This is a genomic window from Streptomyces sp. NPDC043867, assembly GCF_056435845.1.
Genome location: NZ_JBWKDS010000008.1, coordinates 96,427 through 111,931 on the forward strand (window position 1 = coordinate 96,427; position 15,505 = coordinate 111,931).

Below are 15,505 nucleotides of genomic sequence, written 5' to 3' on the forward strand. Positions count from 1 at the left end.
AACGTCATGAAGCGGAGAACGAACGATCCGCGTCGGGCTCCGCACGAGCGGTGGAGCTGAATCCTCAGTGGACGGACTGCCATGGCACAGCTCTTCTTCTCTCCGCATGCGACCGCCGGGGAGGCGGCGCTGCCGGAGGTGGCCGTCGCCCCCGCCGATCCCTCTCTGCTGAAAGACACCATCGGGCCCGAGCGTGCGGCCGGTCTCGACGCGGCGGTCGGCGGCCTTCGCTCGGTGCTCGGTGCGCGCCGGGTGATCGACGTGAACTCCACGACGGCCGGCGGCGGAGTGGCCGAGATGCTCTACCGGATCGTGCGGTACACGCGCGGCGCCGGGGTCGACGCGCGGTGGTTCACGATCGAGGCCGATCCGACGTTCTTCGCGCTCACCAAGCGGCTCCACCATCTCCTGCACGGCCAGGACGCCGCGGGTCCACCCCTGGACACCCACACCACCGCCTACTACGCGGCCGTCGGTGAACGCAACGCGCGGGCGCTCCTGCGGTCGGTGCGGCCCGGAGACCTCGTCACCCTGCACGATCCCCAGACGGCCGGCCTGGCTCCGGCGCTGCGGCGAGCAGGCGTACGGGTGGTGTGGCGCTCGCACATAGGAAGCGACGCGCACAACGAGTTCACCGACCGGGCGTGGGCGTTCCTGCGGCCCTTTCTGGATCCGGCGGACGCGTTCGTGTTCTCGCGCGCCCAGTACGTGCCCGGCTGGCTCGCGGAACGGCAGGTCGCCGTGATCCAGCCGTCGATCGATCCCCTGTCGGCGAAGAACCGGCCGCTGGACGACCATGCCGCCGCCGCGATCGTGCGCCGGATGGGTCTGCGTGCCGGCGGCCGCGCCCGCGAGCGGGCCTCCTACCGGCGCGGGGACGGAACCGTGGGGCAGGTCCGTCGCAGGCCGATCTGCCTGTACAGCGTCTCCCCTCCCCCGGCCGAGGCTCCGCTGGTCGTGCAGATCTCCCGCTGGGACCCGCTCAAGGACATGGCCGGGGTGATGAGCTCCTTCGCCGCGGGCGCCGCCTCGCTCGACGGGGCACACCTCGCGCTGGTGGGACCCGATGTCACCGGTGTCGGCGACGACCCCGAGGGCGGCGCGGTGTTCGCACAGTGTGTCGACCTGTGGGGCCGGCTGCCGCTTCGCAGCCGCTCCCGGATCCATCTGGTCTGCCTGCCGATGGCCGACGCCGAGGAGAACGCGGTGACCGTCAGTGCCCTTCAGCAGCAGGCCACCGTCGTCGCGCAGAAGAGCCTTGCCGAGGGGTTCGGGCTGACCGTGACCGAGGCCATGTGGAAGAGCCGTCCGGTCGTCGCGAGCGCCGTCGGCGGCATCCGCGACCAGATCCAGCACGGCGTCCACGGCATCCTCCTCGACGACCCGCACGACCGCGTGGCCTTCGCGGCGCACGCCGGCGGGCTGCTCCAGGATCCCGGCCGGGCCGCCGCACTCGGTGCCGGAGCCCGGCGCCGCGCACTCGAACACTTCCTGGACGACCGCCAGCTGTGCCAGCAGTCCGCCCTCTACCAGAGCCTCGCCGTGGCCTGAGCCGGACGCCGGCCGTCACCCGCCCGCGGGGACGGCAGCTGTCGGAGCGGGCGGGGCGGGGTCCCGTGACCCGCCCCGGGGCAGGTCTGGGGCAGGTCCGGGTCGGGTCCGGGGCAGGTCCGGGTCGGGTCCGGGGCTGGGTGCGGGGCGGGTCATACCCCGGTCCGGCCACCCGCTATGTTCGCTCTGAACATCGGACAAGCGGAGCGGGCATGCGGACGACGGATGAACCGGCCGGAGAGCTGCGGGCGGCCCTCACGGAGCCCATGACGGCCGAGACCACCTCGTCGGGAAACTGGCCGCGCTTCTGGCCGCTCGAACTGCTGTGCGCGATCGTCCTGCCTCCCGCCGCGGCCTTCGTCGCCATGCGGTGGGACACACCGGCCGTGCAGGCCTGGCGGACCGTCTGCCTCGCGATCACCATGCAGGCGCTGCCGTTCCTCCTCCTCGGCACGGCCCTGTCCGGTGCCATCAACGCGTTCGTACCCGCCCGCGTGTTCAGCCGCCTGCTGCCCCGCAGGCCCGCGCTCGCCGTCCCCGTCGCCGGAGTCGCGGGAGTCGTGCTGCCCGGCTGCGAGTGCGCGTCGGTGCCGGTCGCGAACAGCCTCATCGGGCGCGGTGTCACCCCGGCCGCCGCCTTCGCGTTCCTCCTGTCGGCACCCGCCGTCAACCCGGTGGTGCTGACCGCGACCGCCGTCGCCTTCCCCGGCCGTCCGGGCATGGTCCTGGCGCGGCTGCTCGCCTCGCTGGTCACCGCAGCGGTCATGGGATGGCTGTGGCTCTGGCTGGGTCGCGAGGAGTGGCTGAAGCCCATGGCCCGTCACACCGGGCACGAGCCGGGGCGCAGCCGCCTGCGGGAGTTCCGGCGCGGTTTCCAGCACGACTTCCTGCACGCCGGCGGGTTCCTGGTGCTGGGGGCCATGGCCGCGGCCACGTTCAACGTGGCGGTTCCGCGCTCGGTACTCGACACGTTCTCGGGCTCGCCGTGGCTGTCGGTGCTGTTCCTGGCCGCGCTCGCCGTCGTGCTCGCGGTGTGCTCGGAGGCCGACGCCTTCCTCGCGGCCTCGCTCACCGGCTTCTCCCCGCTCGCCCGGCTGACGTTCATGGTGGTCGGGCCGATGGTCGACCTGAAGCTGATCGCTCTTCAGGCGGGCACTTTCGGACGGGCCTTCGCGTTCCGCTTCTCCGCCGCGACCACGGTCGTCGCGATCCTGTGCAGCACGCTGACCGGAGGACTACTGCTGTGAGACGGCCGCTTCAGGTACTCCTGCTCGTCCTCAGCGGCCTCGGCCTGCTGCACGCCTCGCTCTTCACCGACCTGTGCCTCAGATACGTGAAGCCCGGCATGCGTCCGATGCTGATCGCCTCGGGGGCCCTGCTGATCCTGCTCGGGCTGGCGGAGGCGTGGTCGGTCCGCCGTCCGGACGGGGAGGGCGGGCATGACGGGCGGCACGGCGAGGACAGCAACGACGACAGTGGCGACGGCCACGGTCATGACCACTCCTCCGTGCCCCGCGTCTCCTGGCTGCTGTTCTTCCCGGCGCTGAGTCTGCTCTTCCTCGCGCCGCCCGCCCTCGGCGCCTACACCGCTTCCCGCCAGCCGCCGCGGGCGGTCACGGAGGAGAGGGACTTCGACCGGCTGCCCGCGACCTCGCCGGTACCCATGACCCTGACGGATTTCACCAGCCGCGTACGGCAGGACCGTGAGCGGGCCGTCGCGGGCCGCACCGTCCGGATGACCGGCTTCGTCACCCCCGGCCGACGGAACGACAGCTGGTACCTGACCCGGATCATCATCTCGTGCTGCGCGGCGGACGCCCAGTCCGTGCGGGTACGGATCCACGGCGCCGCCGCGCTGCCCGCGAACACCTGGGTGTCCGTCACCGGTACCTGGCACCGGGGCGGCACCCTGGGCACGGAATCCGCCGCGATCGCGCTGGACGCCCGCACCGTCGACAAGGTCGCCAAACCGGTGAACGCCTACACGGACGCCCTTCCGCTCCCCCTCTCCCGCTGACACACCACGGCCGAACGACGTTCAGACGGGCAGCAGTCGGGCGATCAGGTCACCGAGCTGCCGGGCGTTGCGGCACTCGTACATGTTCACCAGCTCGGCGTAGGAGAGCGCCGCGGAGTCGCCGGTGCCCCACTGGGACCGCTGCTCCGGGTTCAGCCAGTGGAAACGGCGGGCCTGTCCGGCGAGCCGGCGCACGGCCGGCAGATTCGGGTCGCTCATGTTCGTCCGGGCGTCACCGAGGACGAAGACGGTCGTACGCGGCCCCACGGCAGCGTCGTACCGCTCACCGAACTCACCAAACGCGGCGCCGTAGTCACTGCTGCCGTGCCAGCCGGTCAGTGTCGCCTCCGACCGGATCCGGCCGCTCAGCCCCTCGGGGTCGGCGGCGCCGCGCACGAGCAGACCCGTCACCTCGTCGATCCGGTTGACGAAGGCGAACACCCGCACCTTGCTGAACTGGTCGTGCAGCGCCTGTGTCAGCAGCATCGTGAAGTCGGAGAAGCCCGCCACCGAGCCCGACACGTCGCACAGCAGGACCAGTTCGGGGCGGGCGGGACGGCGACGGCGAAGCACCGGCCGCATGGGCACCCCGCCGGTCGACAGCGACCCGCGCAGCGTCCTCCGCAGGTCAACGGTCCCCCGGGAGGCGCGACGGCGCCGTGCGGCGAGACGGGTGGCGAGTTTACGCGCCAGTGGCTGAACCACCCTGCGCAGTTCGGCGAGTTGATCCCGTCCGGCGAACAGGAAGTCGACCCGGTCCGCGGTGGTGACCACCGCCCGCCGCGCGATCCGGTCCCGGCCGCGCCGTTCGGCCACCCGCCGCCGCGCCTCTGTGACGACCTGCGCGCGGAAGGCCTGGATCCGCCGTCGGACCTCGTCCTCCAGCAGCCGGTCGGCGAACCCCGCTCCCCCGGCCTGGGCCCTGACGGTGTCGCGCACGCGCGCCATCAGCGTCTGCGGACGCAGCCGGTCCAGTGTCTGGTACGAGGACCAGCCGTCCGAGCCCGGCGAGGAACCGTAACCGCCGAAGCCGTCCACGGCCTCGACGGCCAGCCCCGCCAGCACCGCCCGGTCGTCCGCGGCGAGCGCGGCCACGAGCCGGTCCCGCAACTCCTCCCGGTCGGCGGGCGTTTCGACGTCCGCCACCCCGACCCGACGAGGGAAGTACACGTCGAAGACCGGGTCGAACACCGCCCGCTGCCCCGTGCTGTGGAGCAGCGTGGCAGCCAGTCCCTCGCGCAGCCGTTCCCGGTCGGCGAGACCGAGCGCCTCCAACGCCTGTGCGGCGTCCACGGTTTCGCCGGTGCCGATGCCGACGCCGTGCGAGCGCAGCGCGGCGACGAGACCCGTCAGCCGCTCCGCCACCCCGGCCGGGGCGTTCACACGGCGTCCAGGTCGAGCTTCGCCGTCGCCTTGAGCACGTCGTCCTGGTGCTTGAGTAGGACGCCGAGGCTGTCGCGTACCACCGACTCGTCGAGGGTGCCGGCGCCGAGTGCGAGGAGGGTGCGCGCCCAGTCGATGGTCTCGGCGACCGACGGGACCTTCCGCAGGTCCATCTCGCGCAGCGCGCCGACCACGCGCACCACGGACTCCGTCAGCGCCTCGTCGAGGTCCGGTACCTTCAGCCGCACGATGCGGCGCTCCAACTCCTCGTCCGGGAAACCGATGTGGAGGAAGAGGCAGCGCCTGCGCAACGCCTCCGACAGCTCGCGGCTCGCGTTCGACGTGAGCACCACGAAGGGGCGGCTCGTCGCGGTGATCGTGCCCAGTTCGGGGACCGTGACCTGGAAGTCACTGAGCACCTCGAGAAGCAGGCCCTCGACCTCGATGTCGGCCTTGTCGGTCTCGTCGATCAGCAGGACCTTCCGTTCGTCCCCGCGGATCGCGGTCAGCAACGGCCGGGGCAGCAGGAACTCCTCGCTGAAGATGTCCGTGCGCGCCTCGTCCCAGGTCTCGTCACGGCCCGCGCTGATCCGCAGCAGCTGCTTGGCGTGGTTCCACTCGTACAGTGCCCGGGACTCGTCGACTCCCTCGTAGCACTGCAGGCGGATCAGCTCTGCCCCGGCGACCTGGGCGACGGCCTTGGCCAGTTCCGTCTTGCCGACGCCCGCGGGGCCCTCGACGAGCAGCGGCTTGCCGAGCCGGTCGGCCAGGAAGACCGTGGTGGCGACGGCCGGGGAGGCGAGATAGCCGGTCTCGGCCAGCCGCGCGGACACGTCGTCGACGGATGTGAACAGCAACGGGGCCTCCAGCGCGGCGCGAGCCAGTCGGGGTCGAAGGAGAGGCAGAGATCGGACGAGCACTATCTAAGCGCTTGTTCACCTCCGCTGTCACGGGGGACGAGCCACGCGGTCACCGGGACGAGCGCGGTCACGCGGGGCGAGCGCGGTCACGTGGGTCGGCCACGGGAGGCCGAACCTCTCACGCATCCCGAGCCGGCAGACCTGCGGTCCCGCCACCCGGACAGGTACACGGCCTCAGGCCGCGGTTTTCTTCCGGGGGCCCCGGGCAGTCGGTCCGGTGAGTGCCTACGAAAGGACCGACATGAGCGCCGGAGAGAAGGCCAAGGCCAAGACCGAGCAGGTCGTCGGTAAGGCCGTGCGGAAGGCGGCCCACGCGACGGGCAACGAGACCACCGCCGCGAAGGGTGCCGCGCTGGAGACCCGGGGCAAGGCCCGGGACGCCAAGGAGAAGTCGAAGGACAGCTTCAAGCGCTGACCGAACGGTCGCAGGGACGCACGGCGTGCGTGCAGCCGCGTGCAGACAATGGCGCGCAGCCGGGTTCTCCGGCTGCGCGCCATCGTCGTCCCCCGCAGGTGCGATACGAGCTCCCCGCCACGCACCCGGCGGGTGGGCCACCCTGCCGGTGCACGAGGCCTCCCCGGCACACGACCCGGTCGAGACGCCCCCGGACCGGCTGCTCGCCGGCCGCAACGCCCCCTCGCCACGCGGCCCCCGGGGAAACCGTCGGCTGCGGCACGGCCCCTGCTCACGACCCACCGCGAGCACCGAGACGCCGGGCCGGCGACGTGCGCGCCGGAGCAGGGCCAGGACCCCCGTACCCGGCCCGCTCCAGACGCTCGCACGCCCCCCGGCCGCGGTGATCACAAGCATGCACGGGCAGGAGACCGCCTGTCGTTGGCCGACAGTCCACAGTCCCTTGGCTGTGGGTCTACCGCCCGGTGCCGCGGCCGGCGTCCGACCCGAGCGCCTGGTGGCGGAGTTCGCTCGGCGGCACGCCGTAGGCGGTGCGGAAGGCCCGGCTGAACTCGGCGGCGCGGGGGTACCCCCACCGGGCGGCGACGGCGTGGACGGGTTGCGTGCGCAGGGCCGGGTCCGTGAGCTCGCGGCGGGCGTTGCGCAGTCGCTGGTCCCGGACGTAGGAGGCCACGGTGATGCCCTCCGCCTGGAAAAGGCGGTGCAGATAGCTGCGTGAGATGTGGTGCGCGGCGGCGATCCGGGCGGGTGTCAGTTCCTGGTCGCCCAGGTGACGTCGTATGAACGCCTTGATGCGCAGGGTCAGCGTCCGGCTGTGGGTCTCCGGTGGCAGCCGCACGTCGGATTCCACGACGTGCGCGGCGACCGCGGTGACCAGATCCGCGACGACCGTGCCCAGCCGGGGTGCGTCCGACGGCTGGAAGGAGCCGGTGTCCGACGCCACCTGGACCAGGAACTGGCGCAGCAGGGCACCGAATCCCTCCCGGCCCGATATCCGGCGCCCGATCATGCCGTCCGTCTGGTGGGCGGGCAGCGCGACCAGCGCCCGCGGGATCTCGACACCGATGCTGCTGACCGGGTCGGGGCCGGTGAAGATCTCGTACGACCGTGACGAGCAGTTGACGTGGAAGTCGTGGGCGCCGTACGCGACGTCCCGCCCGTCCCAGGTGGCGGCCGCCTCTCCGCGCAGCAGGAGGGAGAGGTGGAGAACCTCGGGGTCGGACCGGCGGATCAGTTTCGCTGTCCGGCGGAAGACCAGCTGGTCGAACGTCGCCGGCCAGATCGTCACGTCCCCGAGCTGGATCAGCCGCTGCTGGGCGCGGTAGTCGGCCGTGCGGTCACTGGCCAGGTCCATGGGTGCGTGGGTACGGCCCAGTCGCTCCGTCCAGGCCTCGAACCGGTCGCCCACCGGAAGATCTACGGTGCGGAAGACCGACTCGTGCAGCACGGCCGTAGTCAATCACACGGGTGGTGGTGGAGCCGTTCGGGGACCGTGGACCCGCGCCTCGGAACGTCCGCGGGAGCGTCCCCGTCGCAAGGGGTGCGCGCGGGCGAGAACAGGCCATGCCGTCCACCGACGGCAAGGTGTCCGGTACATGCGGTCTGTTGAGCATTCGTCACCGGCGCCCGTCCGGGCCGCTGTGGGAGCGGCATCTCGCTCGCGGTCCCCGGAACACCTGTGTCAATCGCGACCCGGCCCTCGCCGGTGGTGGACTCCTCACGCATAATCGACCAGCCGGTGACGCGTGAACAGGTCGCGCGAACGTGCAACTGCGGACGGCCGAAAGTCGTCCTTCCGGTCAAGCTGTTGAGGCACACGGATTCTTTGACACCAGGGGGACGAACGATGAACCAGACGCCGACGAAGAGCCGCCGCAGACCGGGCACCCTGCGCGCTGCCGTGCTGGGAGCGTGCGTGGTGGGGGCGTTGGCCCTCACCGGGTGCAACGGCGACGGCGGCGCGGAGGGCGCCGGCAGCGGCGCGAGCGCCACGAAGGCGGGCGGCACCGGCGATAAGGAGAAGGCCACCGGCTCGGCGAGCAAGAAGCCCGGGGCCGGTGCGAAGGCCTCCGCGGGTACGGGCGGCGGCGCGAAGTCCCCCGGCGCCGCTCCGGCCGCGTCGAAGTCCCCCGCTGCCACGCCGACGGGCGCGGGTGGCGCCGACGACGACGGCTGCGACCACAAGATGCCCATCTCCCCGGACGAGATCGCGGTCTACCGCTACACCCCGGAAGGGGGATCCCTGAGCCTCATCGTCAAGCACGGCAACTGGGGTTGCGGCTCGCCCGACTCGGACGGCGCACCGTTCGAGACCGTCGGCAAGGAGACCTTCATCCCGATGGACCAGGCCGCGGACGTCACGGTGACCAACCCCATCGTGGAGAGCACCGAGAACCAGCACATCGGCGTGCAGGAGTTCCTCGACTGGCTGGAGGCCCACCCGAACTCGGGTCTGGTCTTCACCTACCACCTCGGTGCCGACGGTGCCATCGACCGCCTCGACGAGGTGTTCACCCCCTAGATGCGGTCGGTCACGACGGTGTCGGCGGCGGTCGTCGAACCCCTTCGAGGTCCGCCGCCCCCTTTCGAGGTCCGCCGCCGCGGCGGGGTGCCGGTGCCCAGGACGGCCGCCAGGTCGTCTCGGGGAGCGGTGCCAGGCTCGCGAAGTGGTCGATGATCGCCCGGAGTCCGGGGTGCGGATCCGCGCGGGGGAGGATGAGGGAGAGCGGGTAGGCGATCGTCGGATTCACGATCGGGATGCGGCGCAGGTCGTGGTGGGTCGGCCAGATGTACCGGTCGCGGGAGCCGACGAGGGTCGCCACGTCCGCGGAGTCGGCCAGGACGTCGAGGAGTACCTCGTTGCCGAAGTTCGGGCCCGCGGCGTCGACGCGGAGGTCGAAGTCGGTGGCGAGCTGGTCGTAGAAATCCGCCCACTCGCTGCGCGGCGCGATGCCCGGCACCCAGATCCGGTGCCGGCGCAGCTGCAACGGTGTGAGCGTGCGTGCGGCGGCGAGCGGGTGTTTCGGGCCGACTAGGAGTTCCAGCGGGGAGTCGAACGCGTGGATCATCCGCACGTCGGGCGGTAGTGCGGCCGGGTCGGTGACCGAGCGGAACGAGGCGTCGATGTCGCCGGCCCGGACGGCGGTGACGGCCGTGCGCGGGTCGTTGCCCTTGAGGGTGACCACGTCGAGGTCGGTTTCGGGATGCGACCGCCAGTAGTCGTGCAGGACGACGGCCTGCGCGGACCGCAGGCCGAGAACGTCGATCCGCAGTGCCCGCGAACCCGGCCGGATCGCGCCGACGGCGCGGTCGACACCCGTGACGATGCTCCGGGCGTGCGGGAGGAAGGCCTGGCCGTCGAGTGTCAGCTCGACCCCGCGGGCGGTGCGGGTGAACAACCGGACGTCGAGCTCGCGCTCCAGGGCGGCGATCCGCTTCGACACGGCCTGTTGCGTGACGCCGAGTTCGTCGGCCGCGTGCCGCAGCTGTCCCAGTTCGGCCGCGCGGACGAACGAGCGCACCGCCTCGGTATCCATGGAGCCAGCATAGAGGCGCTCAACCGACGGTTGTGGCTCGCCCGGGATGCGGTTGTTTGATCCTGCGGCGGCAGGGCCGGTGTGATGGGAGGACTCGAACATCGGTTGTGGCGGGGGCGCATGGGCGCGAAGTTGGGGAGCGGTTTCGGCCTGCTGTGGTCGGCCTACGCGGTCAGTACGTACGGTACGTGGATCGCCTTCGGCGCGTTCCCGGTGATCGCGGTCCGGGTGCTGCACTCGTCGGCGTTCGCCGTGTCGCTCCTGGAGGCTGCCGGGCTCGCCGTGGCGGCGCTCGTCGCGTTCTGGCTCGGGCCGTGGGTGGAGCACCGCGCCAAGCGCCGCGTGATGATCACGATGGACCTGGTCCGGTTCGCCGCGATGGTGAGCGTCCCGGTCGCGTACGTCCTCGGCCTGCTGTCGTACGGCCAGCTGCTCGGGGTCTCGGTCGTCTCCGGGACCGCGGGTATCGCCTTCACCGCCGCGTCGGGTGCGTATCTGAAGTATCTCGTCCCTGGCGATCGCCTTCTGGTGGCGAGCGGGAGACTCGAGGGTACGAGCTGGGTGGCGATCGCGGCGGGGCCGCCCGTCGGCGGTGCGCTCATGGGCGTGCTCGGCCCGGTCGTCACCGTCACGGCGGACGCTTTCAGCTACCTGCTGTCGGCGCTCGGGGTCCTGCGCATCCGCGGCGGCGACATCGTGACACCTCGCGAGCGGGTCACCAGGGTGCGCGGAGCCGAGCTGCTCGGCGGGTGGCTGTTCATCCTCCACGATCCCGCTCTGAGGCGCCTGTTCCTCAACTCGATCCTGGTCAGCGGTCTGATCATGGCCACCGCCCCGCTCCTGTCCGTCCTCCTGCTGGGCCAGTACAACGTCCCGGCCTGGCAATACGGTCTGGCCTTCGGCGTGCCGGCTCTCGGCGGGTTCGCGGGTGCCCGCCTCTCGCCGCGCCTCGTCACCCGCTACGGCCGGCACCGGATCATGACCGTCTTCGGCCGGCTGCGATCGCTCTTCCCGCTCGGGCTCGCCCTGGTCGGTCCCGGCCTCCGCGGACTCCTCACCGTGATCATCGTCGAGGGGCTGCTGATCACCTGCATGGGCGTCTTCAATCCCGTCTGCGCCACGGAGCGCCTGCGACGGACACCCGCGGCCCGGACGGCCCGGGTCCTCAGTACCTGGAGTGCCGTCAGCAAGCTCGTGCAAGCTGCCCTGATGGTGCTCTGGGGCCTGCTCGCCACCCTCACCAGCCCGCTCACGGCGATCACCGTGTCCGGCGCTCTCCTGCTCTTCACCCCGCTGCTCCTGCCTGGACGAGCGCACCTGTCCGCCCCCGGGCCCGCCGCGCCGGCCGAGGACGTCCGGGCCGCGTGACCGCTCTCCCCGGCGCTCCGCGTCCGCCCGTCGGGGCGCGTCAGCGGCGGCCGCGACCGGGTTCCGCGGTTTCCTCCTCGTCCGTACGACCCCGGAGGCGGGCTCGCAGGGCGTGAGCCAGGCGGTCCGCACGCTCGGCCGGGACCTGCTCCGCCTCCGGGCGGCCCAGCAGCGCGAAGACGCCCGGCCCACGCATCTCCGGAGGAAGATCCGCGCCGCGGGGCACGATGTGGAAGTGCACGTGGACGAAGCCCTCGGCCTCGGCGAACTGGACGACGTACGTCTTGGCGCAACCGGTCACGTCCCGCAGGGCGCGGGACAGCCGGACCTGCCACATGCCCAGGTCGGCGGCCTCGGCGTCGGTGAGTTCGTGGACCGCCGTCACGTGGCGCCGGGGCAGCAGCACCAGCCATCCCGGCAAAGAGGTGCCGACGGCATGGGCCACGCGCCAGTACTCGTCACTCGCGATGCGCTCGCGCGGCGGAAGTTCCTCGAACCGCGCCTCGGTGGCGCACGCGTAGCAGTCGGGGCTCGTCATGTACCGGGAGCGTAGAGCCGCGCGGCACGGCGGGCTCCGCGAGGACGGAAACCGGCCCCGTCGGCCCCGTCGGCCCGGGCGGCACCGGAGCACGGCGGCACGGTGTCCACCGTCCAGTCACGGACGCGGCCACGGGCGCCCGCCCAGGCGTTCGATGTCCGTGTTGAAGCGCCTCAGGTAGGCGGCGAAGGCGGCGATGTCCTCGTCCGGCCAGTCGGCCATGACCTGGTCCAGCGAGTGGATGATGCCGTCGCGTTCCTCGTCGAGGAGACGCGCGCCCTCGTCCGTGAGGCGGAACTTGCGGGCCATGCCCCCTTCGGGGTCGGGGATGCGCTCCACGAGTCCCGCGCGCATCGCCGCGGCGGTCTGCCGGTTGAGGGTGGAGGCGTCGAGCCCGAAGGCGTCGCTGAGTTCACCGATCGACATCGGCCCCTGCACGCGGATACGGCTGAGCAGGATGTAGGCGCTGCGTTCCAGCAGCCCGCCCTTGCGGCGCCCGTTTCTGTGGTGCATGAGCCCGTGGCGGCTCAGCAGCATCTGCTCGTACTCGACTTCGTGCGTGGGCTTGACCACGTGCCTGTTGCCTCCTGCGTCCGCCGGTCCGGTGGCACGTCACGTCTCGTCGTGCCCGGTCCGGCTCCCATCCTCTCATGACCATGTGCCCCGTACATGAGACGTGCTGAATACATACGACATGTACGATGCACACTCTCGTCGGACAAGCACCTCAGGAGTCCCGCCATGGGCGCCCCCCAGCCGTCAGCGCGCGCAGGAGGCGTGGTCGCCACGCTCGCCTTCGCCGGCATCGTGGCAGCGATCACGCAGACCTTGGTCACCCCGCTCATCGCGGAACTGCCGGAGATCCTGCACACTTCCCCGTCCAACTCGGCGTGGGTGATCACGGTCACCCTGCTCGCGGCCGCCGTGTGCGTGCCGGTCTCCGGCCGCCTCGGGGATCTCCTCGGCAAGCGCCGCATGCTCCTTGCATGCTCCATACCGCTGGTCGCAGGTTCGGTGGTGTGCGCGCTCGCGACCTCCGTCGTACCGATGATCGTCGGGCGCGGTCTTCAGGGCATGGGCATGGGCATGGTGCCGCTGGGCATCGCCCTGCTGCGTGACGTCGTCCCCGCCGAGAAGCTCAGCTCCTCGATCGCGCTGGTCAGCGCTTCGATGGGCATCGGTGGCGGCCTCGGCCTGCCCATCGCCGCGGCGGTCGCGCAGTACGCGAGCTGGCGGGTGCTGTTCTGGGCCTGTGCCGTCCTGGCCGCGGCGATCGCCGTACTGATCTGGTTCCTGATTCCCGACGTGCCGGCCGTCGCGAAGGGCCAGCGGTTCGACGCGCCCGGAGCGCTCGGCCTGGCCGTGGGCCTGGTCTGCCTGCTGCTCGCGGTGTCCAAGGGCGCCGACTGGGGCTGGGGCTCGGCGACCACGCTGGGCCTGTTCGTCGCCGCCGTCGTGGTGCTGGGCGCGTGGGGCGTGTGGGAGCTGCGCACCCGGGACCCGCTGGTCGATCTGCGCACCACCGCCCGCCCCCGCGTGCTGTTCACCAACGTCGCTTCGGTCTTCGTCGGCTTCGGGATGTACGCCAGCATGCTGGTCATCCCCCAGTTGCTGCAGTTCCCCGAGGCCACCGGCTACGGTCTGGGCCAGTCGATGCTCGCGGCCGGCCTGTGGATGGCCCCCGGCGGCGTCATGATGATGTTCGTCTCGCCGCTCGGCGGAAAGCTCACCGACGCCCGCGGCCCCAAGTTCACCCTGATCTGCGGGGTCCTGGTCATCGCCGCGGGTTATGGCCTGTCACTGGCTCTGATGGGTTCCGCCTGGGGTCTGATGCTGGTGTGCATGGTCATCAACAGCGGCGTCGGCCTCGCCTACGGTTCGATGCCCGCGCTGATCATGAGTTCGGTGCCGCTGTCGGAGACCGCCGCCGCCAACGGCTTCAACACCCTCATGCGCTCGCTCGGCACGTCGATCGGAGCCGCGGTGATCGGTGTCGTCCTCTCCCAGCTCACCACCACCATGGGCGGCTACAGCCTCACGTCGGAGGACGGGTTCCGTACCGCTCTGCTGATCGGCGGCGGCGTCGCCCTGGTCGCCGCCGTGACCGCCGCCCTCATCCCGGCCGTCCGCGCCCCGGAAGCGGCGGGTGACCGGGCCGGCGCCGCGACGCCGGACCAGGCCACGGTGGAGGCCTGACGGGAAGCCGGAGCTCCACGGACCGCGTCAGCCGTCGGCGGCTGACGCGGTTCGATGCACACGGCCTCGCCGACGGCCGCAGGGTGGCGGCCGGTCCGGTCAGCCGACGGGGGTGGTGCGGATGGCGGCGATGTCGAACTGCAGACGCACCTTCTCGCTCACCATGGCGCCGCCCTCCGCCAGCCTCGTGTTGTACGTCAGCCCCCAGTCGGAGCGGTTGATGGTGGTGGTGCCGTCGAAGCCGGCCCGTTCATAGCCGAACGGGTCGACGACGTGCCCGATGTAGGTGAGTTCGAGGACGACGGGACGCGTGACGTCCTTGATCGTGAGGTCGCCGGTCATGCGGTAGACGTCCGGGCCGGCGAGCTCGACGGACGTACTGGTGAAGGCCATGCGCGGATAGGTCCTGGCGTCCAGGAAGTCGCGGCCGACCAGGTGGGCGTCGCGCTGTTCCACACCGCTGTCGACACTCGCGGTGAACAGCACGATCTCGGCCCGCGAGCGCTCGGGGTTCCCCCCGTCGAAGTACATACGGCTCTGGTACTCGGTGAAGGACCCCCGCACCGTGGTCACCATGGCGTGCCGGACGGAGAACCCGATCCGGCTGTGCGCGGGGTCGATGACCCACTCCCCCGTCAGAGCCGCCAGGCGGGGGTCCGGGTGGACGGCGGAGCCGGACGCCGACACGACCGCCGCGCGTTCGTGCGGGGCCGGGGAGATCGTGCGGCGTGGTGAGGCGCTGCGGGTGAACAGATTCATAGGTCATCTAGTTACTCGACGAGCAGTATTCCCGCAAGGGTTTCTCGCCGCGGGAGTTTCTCCGGAGCCGCGGCGAATGGCGTGCACACCGCTCCCCCTTGCGGGATATTCACCAGATCCGCACACTGGATGCCGGAATACCGGCAGAAGAAGAGGGCACCGCCGAATTCCGCCTACGGACGTTTCCCCGACGCGGAGGACGACGACCCAGGGGTACCAAGCACCCATAGGCGGACTTTTCACTCCTGTGGAGTCACTCTCGGGCATGGTTGATCCGGTGGCGGGTTCCAGTCTCCGCCCGGCTTCGGAATGGCGCGTTTCATGATCGACGCGAATCCGGCAAGGTCGAAACAAACAGGCCGCCCGGCTTTGCCATTGGAGATCCCGCGCATCCGTGAGCCGAAATGCGCGCACCGTCCGTTTTCGACGGAAACCACCTCCGCTTGTAAAAGAAGCGTGGAGGAAAGGCACCGGGAGATCACGAAGCGGCCCGTACCACCCCGCCGACGCGGTACCCGCCGTACGGGTCGGGGAATGGACCAGAATCCGGTTACCCGGCGTCAATGGGGTACACGGGCAGTGCACGCATCCGCTGCAAGCACCCCGCCACAGGAGGAACGTCGTGCCAGGCATGATGGAGAAGATCAAGCAGTTCGCGAAGAGCCCGCAGGGCCGGCGCACCGCCGAGCAGGTCCGCCGCGCATCCGCCGACCCCCGCCGCCGGGCCCAGGCCCAGCGGCTTCTGGGCAAGCTGCGCGGGCGGCACTGACCTCGGCCGGACGGGTGCCGCCGGTGGCGACCGCCGGCGGCACCGGCGATGGC

General features: G+C 71.4%; 15 protein-coding genes. 8 read left to right on the top strand and 7 right to left on the bottom strand.

The features are described 5' to 3' along the window. Positions 1–81 precede the first annotated feature (81 nt). The 3 genes from AC069T_RS10505 to AC069T_RS10515 all read left to right on the top strand — a co-directional run bounded on the left by AC069T_RS10505 (position 82) and on the right by AC069T_RS10515 (position 3,568). Positions 82–1,551, top strand: coding sequence for a glycosyltransferase (locus AC069T_RS10505; protein ID WP_478782354.1), 1,470 nt, complete (start codon positions 82–84; stop codon positions 1,549–1,551). Between the two features lie 266 nt (positions 1,552–1,817). Next, on the top strand, positions 1,818–2,798 hold the full coding sequence (locus tag AC069T_RS10510) for a permease (RefSeq protein WP_478782473.1): 981 nt from the start codon (positions 1,818–1,820) through the stop codon (positions 2,796–2,798). Then, positions 2,795–3,568, top strand: coding sequence for a TIGR03943 family putative permease subunit (locus AC069T_RS10515; protein WP_478782355.1), 774 nt, complete (start codon positions 2,795–2,797; stop codon positions 3,566–3,568). The genes AC069T_RS10510 and AC069T_RS10515 overlap by 4 nt, the downstream gene beginning before the upstream one ends. A 21-nt stretch (positions 3,569–3,589) precedes the next feature. Here the strand turns inward: AC069T_RS10515 and AC069T_RS10520 are convergent, their stop codons facing one another. Both AC069T_RS10520 and AC069T_RS10525 read right to left on the bottom strand, forming a co-directional pair. Continuing rightward, positions 3,590–4,951 (bottom strand): vWA domain-containing protein, encoded by a 1,362-nt coding sequence (locus tag AC069T_RS10520; RefSeq protein WP_478782356.1) that lies wholly within the window; start codon positions 4,949–4,951, stop codon positions 3,590–3,592. Continuing rightward, complete coding sequence (locus AC069T_RS10525; protein WP_478782474.1) at positions 4,948–5,805, bottom strand: AAA family ATPase; 858 nt, start codon at positions 5,803–5,805, stop codon at positions 4,948–4,950. The genes AC069T_RS10520 and AC069T_RS10525 overlap by 4 nt, the downstream gene beginning before the upstream one ends. A 307-nt stretch (positions 5,806–6,112) precedes the next feature. Between AC069T_RS10525 and AC069T_RS10530 the strand changes: the two genes are divergently transcribed. Continuing rightward, complete coding sequence (locus tag AC069T_RS10530; protein WP_478782357.1) at positions 6,113–6,286, top strand: hypothetical protein; 174 nt, start codon at positions 6,113–6,115, stop codon at positions 6,284–6,286. A gap of 454 nt (positions 6,287–6,740) precedes the next feature. Here AC069T_RS10530 and AC069T_RS10535 read toward each other — a convergent pair whose 3' ends face one another. Next, positions 6,741–7,733: an AraC-like ligand-binding domain-containing protein gene (locus tag AC069T_RS10535; RefSeq protein ID WP_478782358.1), complete on the bottom strand. Its 993-nt coding sequence runs from the start codon at positions 7,731–7,733 to the stop codon at positions 6,741–6,743. A 399-nt stretch (positions 7,734–8,132) separates the two neighbouring features. On the opposite strand from AC069T_RS10535, the gene AC069T_RS10540 reads away from it, so the two are divergent. Beyond that, positions 8,133–8,807, top strand: coding sequence for a hypothetical protein (locus AC069T_RS10540; protein WP_478782359.1), 675 nt, complete (start codon positions 8,133–8,135; stop codon positions 8,805–8,807). 10 nt (positions 8,808–8,817) lie between these two features. Here AC069T_RS10540 and AC069T_RS10545 read toward each other — a convergent pair whose 3' ends face one another. Next, entirely contained in the window at positions 8,818–9,822 is a 1,005-nt protein-coding gene (locus AC069T_RS10545) for a LysR family transcriptional regulator (RefSeq protein ID WP_478782360.1), read from the bottom strand. A gap of 120 nt (positions 9,823–9,942) precedes the next feature. Between AC069T_RS10545 and AC069T_RS10550 the strand changes: the two genes are divergently transcribed. Continuing rightward, on the top strand, positions 9,943–11,190 hold the full coding sequence (locus tag AC069T_RS10550) for an MFS transporter (protein ID WP_478782361.1): 1,248 nt from the start codon (positions 9,943–9,945) through the stop codon (positions 11,188–11,190). Positions 11,191–11,230: 40 nt separating this feature from the next. Here AC069T_RS10550 and AC069T_RS10555 read toward each other — a convergent pair whose 3' ends face one another. Together AC069T_RS10555 and AC069T_RS10560 are read right to left on the bottom strand one after the other, a co-directional pair. Then, positions 11,231–11,728, bottom strand: coding sequence for an HIT family protein (locus tag AC069T_RS10555; RefSeq protein ID WP_478782362.1), 498 nt, complete (start codon positions 11,726–11,728; stop codon positions 11,231–11,233). A 117-nt stretch (positions 11,729–11,845) separates the two neighbouring features. Further along, positions 11,846–12,265 (bottom strand): MarR family winged helix-turn-helix transcriptional regulator, encoded by a 420-nt coding sequence (locus AC069T_RS10560; protein ID WP_388785040.1) that lies wholly within the window; start codon positions 12,263–12,265, stop codon positions 11,846–11,848. A 204-nt stretch (positions 12,266–12,469) separates the two neighbouring features. Between AC069T_RS10560 and AC069T_RS10565 the strand changes: the two genes are divergently transcribed. Then, the gene (locus AC069T_RS10565; protein ID WP_478782363.1) at positions 12,470–13,924 is read left to right on the top strand and encodes an MFS transporter; all 1,455 of its coding nucleotides are present in this window, start codon (positions 12,470–12,472) and stop codon (positions 13,922–13,924) included. 99 nt (positions 13,925–14,023) lie between these two features. Here the strand turns inward: AC069T_RS10565 and AC069T_RS10570 are convergent, their stop codons facing one another. Beyond that, the gene (locus AC069T_RS10570; RefSeq protein ID WP_478782364.1) at positions 14,024–14,683 is read right to left on the bottom strand and encodes a YceI family protein; all 660 of its coding nucleotides are present in this window, start codon (positions 14,681–14,683) and stop codon (positions 14,024–14,026) included. 622 nt (positions 14,684–15,305) lie between these two features. Between AC069T_RS10570 and AC069T_RS10575 the strand changes: the two genes are divergently transcribed. Then, positions 15,306–15,452, top strand: coding sequence for a hypothetical protein (locus tag AC069T_RS10575; RefSeq protein WP_476753404.1), 147 nt, complete (start codon positions 15,306–15,308; stop codon positions 15,450–15,452). Positions 15,453–15,505: the final 53 nt, after the last annotated feature.

What these genes read in the sequence shown, in the direction of transcription:
- AC069T_RS10545 (WP_478782360.1), bottom strand. Translation starts at nt 9,822, where the DNA reads ATGGATACCGAGGCGGTGCGCTCGTTCGTCCGCGCGGCCGAACTGGGA.
- AC069T_RS10530 (WP_478782357.1), top strand. Translation starts at nt 6,113, where the DNA reads ATGAGCGCCGGAGAGAAGGCCAAGGCCAAGACCGAGCAGGTCGTCGGT.
- AC069T_RS10550 (WP_478782361.1), top strand. Translation starts at nt 9,943, where the DNA reads ATGGGCGCGAAGTTGGGGAGCGGTTTCGGCCTGCTGTGGTCGGCCTAC.
- AC069T_RS10505 (WP_478782354.1), top strand. Translation starts at nt 82, where the DNA reads ATGGCACAGCTCTTCTTCTCTCCGCATGCGACCGCCGGGGAGGCGGCG.
- AC069T_RS10565 (WP_478782363.1), top strand. Translation starts at nt 12,470, where the DNA reads ATGGGCGCCCCCCAGCCGTCAGCGCGCGCAGGAGGCGTGGTCGCCACG.
- AC069T_RS10510 (WP_478782473.1), top strand. Translation starts at nt 1,818, where the DNA reads ATGACGGCCGAGACCACCTCGTCGGGAAACTGGCCGCGCTTCTGGCCG.
- AC069T_RS10540 (WP_478782359.1), top strand. Translation starts at nt 8,133, where the DNA reads ATGAACCAGACGCCGACGAAGAGCCGCCGCAGACCGGGCACCCTGCGC.
- AC069T_RS10560 (WP_388785040.1), bottom strand. Translation starts at nt 12,265, where the DNA reads ATGCTGCTGAGCCGCCACGGGCTCATGCACCACAGAAACGGGCGCCGC.
- AC069T_RS10570 (WP_478782364.1), bottom strand. Translation starts at nt 14,683, where the DNA reads ATGAATCTGTTCACCCGCAGCGCCTCACCACGCCGCACGATCTCCCCG.
- AC069T_RS10555 (WP_478782362.1), bottom strand. Translation starts at nt 11,728, where the DNA reads ATGACGAGCCCCGACTGCTACGCGTGCGCCACCGAGGCGCGGTTCGAG.